Annotated in this window: 2 protein-coding genes; both read right to left on the reverse strand. The window is 35.7% G+C overall.

Annotated elements, in window-relative coordinates:
• Positions 1-94: 94 nt before the first annotated feature.
• Positions 95-748: a hypothetical protein gene (locus IV512_RS19580; RefSeq protein WP_209406435.1), complete on the reverse strand. Its 654-nt coding sequence runs from the start codon at positions 746-748 to the stop codon at positions 95-97.
• 199 nt (positions 749-947) lie between these two features.
• Positions 948-1,778, reverse strand: a complete 831-nt coding sequence (gene lgt, locus IV512_RS19585) for a prolipoprotein diacylglyceryl transferase (RefSeq protein WP_209406437.1) — start codon at positions 1,776-1,778, stop codon at positions 948-950.
• Positions 1,779-2,088 lie beyond the last annotated feature (310 nt).

The following is a 2,088-nucleotide window of genomic DNA, read 5'->3' on the forward strand; positions in this document are numbered from 1 at the left end:
AAGCTCAAAGAAATCGATTTTAGAATCTATGGGCCTAGAAAAGTATGGTTTCAGATCAAAGAAGAATTTGTTTGCTTTTTACCTCAGTTCTTTGTTAGCATACGTTTTTTCTTTCTGTTATATACTCTGCAATATTCGATAAATGTCCAAAGTCATAGTCTACAATGTTTTCAGGTGTGCGTATAACCTCCATATGGTCAATGTCCAGAGCACAAGACTTTTCTCCGATTATAGTGTCCAAAATTAGATATGTTCCATTAACAAAAATTTCCTTTTCTGATTCTTCAAAGTCAGGATAACATACATTAAATCCAATAGCTTTTGGGTCTTGCTTTGAAGTCAATGGAATGTAAATTATTTTTTCGGGGTCAAACTTTTTTCCTCGATAGTTCAAACTAAATCCAGTTCCCATTGGTGGCTTAAACGCAATTATGTCCCAGTTTTTATATTCAGGCGCAAAACTTGTCAATTTTTCTACAGCAGGAAAATGTTCAACTATTCCCTCTGCTGAAATGACCAATTCCACTTTTTCATCTTCTGGATGTCCTCCGATTTCAAAGTAAATATCTTCATTGAATTTGTGTAATTCTTTTAAAAATTCATCCATTAATTTGTCCTTTTCCGATTCAGTTATGTCGGAAAGGAAGAGAAATTTGTTCTGATGCTTATCAAACCATTTCCAAAATCTTTCTGCCTTTTGGTCTTCGGTTAAATTCGCCTTTTTCAAGAAGATATTCTTTAGTTTCAAGGGTTTTGTTTTAAATGTATGCTAACGGTTGAGCTAAGCGTAGTGCGGAGGCAAGGAAACTTGTCGTTTCCGTCTGCGCACGAAGCTAAAGCTTATTGTTTAGTTTTATTTTTTCTTGTCCAAAGCTAAATCCATAAGATTTAGCGACTTTATAAATATACACAGACCATTCGATTTAACCCTAAAGTCCGCATTACGTTTAGGTTTTGTTAGCCACAGGCTTTTTTCCGAAGTATATTAGCGCAAACCCTAATAGAATTAACGGAATACTCAAAATTTGCCCCATATTAATTGTCATCGAATCTTCAAATCCAACTTGATTTTCTTTGACAAATTCAATCATAAATCTTGCTGCAAACATTAAAATCATGAAAATTCCAACCATGAGTCCATTTTGTCTTTTTATTTTTTTTGATTTATAAACAAGCAAAAGAACAACGAAAATCAACAAATATGCTCCAGCTTCGTAAAGTTGTGTTGGATGTCTAGGTATTAGATCTACCCTTTCAAAGACCACACCCCAGTTTCCATTTGTCGGTTTACCGTATACCTCAGAGTTCATAAAATTTCCAATTCTGATGCTCGCAGCCATTAATCCAGAGCCAAGAGCAACTCTGTCCATTATCCACAAAATATTTGTTTTGCTCTTTCTAACATAAAGGATGATAGCGATTACTATTCCAGTTAATCCGCCATGGCTTGCAAGTCCTTGAAAGCCGGTAAACTTGAACGTTTCGCCCACTTTTCGAATAGGTAAGAGTATTTCAAGTGGATTTTGTAGGTAATATTGTGGTTCATAAAAAAAGCAATGCCCTAGGCGTGCACCCAGAAGCCCACCTATTAAAATGTACATAGTTAGCTGTTCCAAGTTTTCGAGAGGGATTTTCTCTTTTTGATAAACTCTTTTAACTACTAAGTATAAAAGACCGCAACCAATAGCCCACGAAAGACTGTAATATCTAATTGGAAAAATGTCGAATAAAGTGAAAATTTCGGGGTCGACATTCCAGTTTATTATTCCGTCTTTCATTTCGGTTGATTACAGTTACTATATTTTTTTCAGCTTGTGGCTAACGCCTGAGCTATGAACAGTACGGAGGCAAACTAGCGTTTGCTTTCCGCCAAGCACATAGCGAAATCTTATTGTTTTGATTTACTTTTTCTTGTCCAGAGCAAAATCCAAAAGATTTTGCGGAGCTGCTCGGCATACCCAGACCTTTGGTTTAAGCACTTACGCCCGTATTGCGTATAGGTTTTGTTGTAGCCAGTTATTTATCTAGGCGCGAAAAACTTATGTTTTATGGGAACTTCTTCATTTGCAAAGTCCTTTAATAACAATA

The sequence above is a fragment of the Pseudozobellia sp. WGM2 genome, from assembly GCF_017810075.1.
Taxonomy (GTDB): domain Bacteria; phylum Bacteroidota; class Bacteroidia; order Flavobacteriales; family Flavobacteriaceae; genus JADNYK01.

Excerpts from the sequence above, each read along its gene's own strand:
- lgt (WP_209406437.1), bottom strand. The coding sequence starts at position 1,778 with ATGAAAGACGGAATAATAAACTGGAATGTCGACCCCGAAATTTTCACT.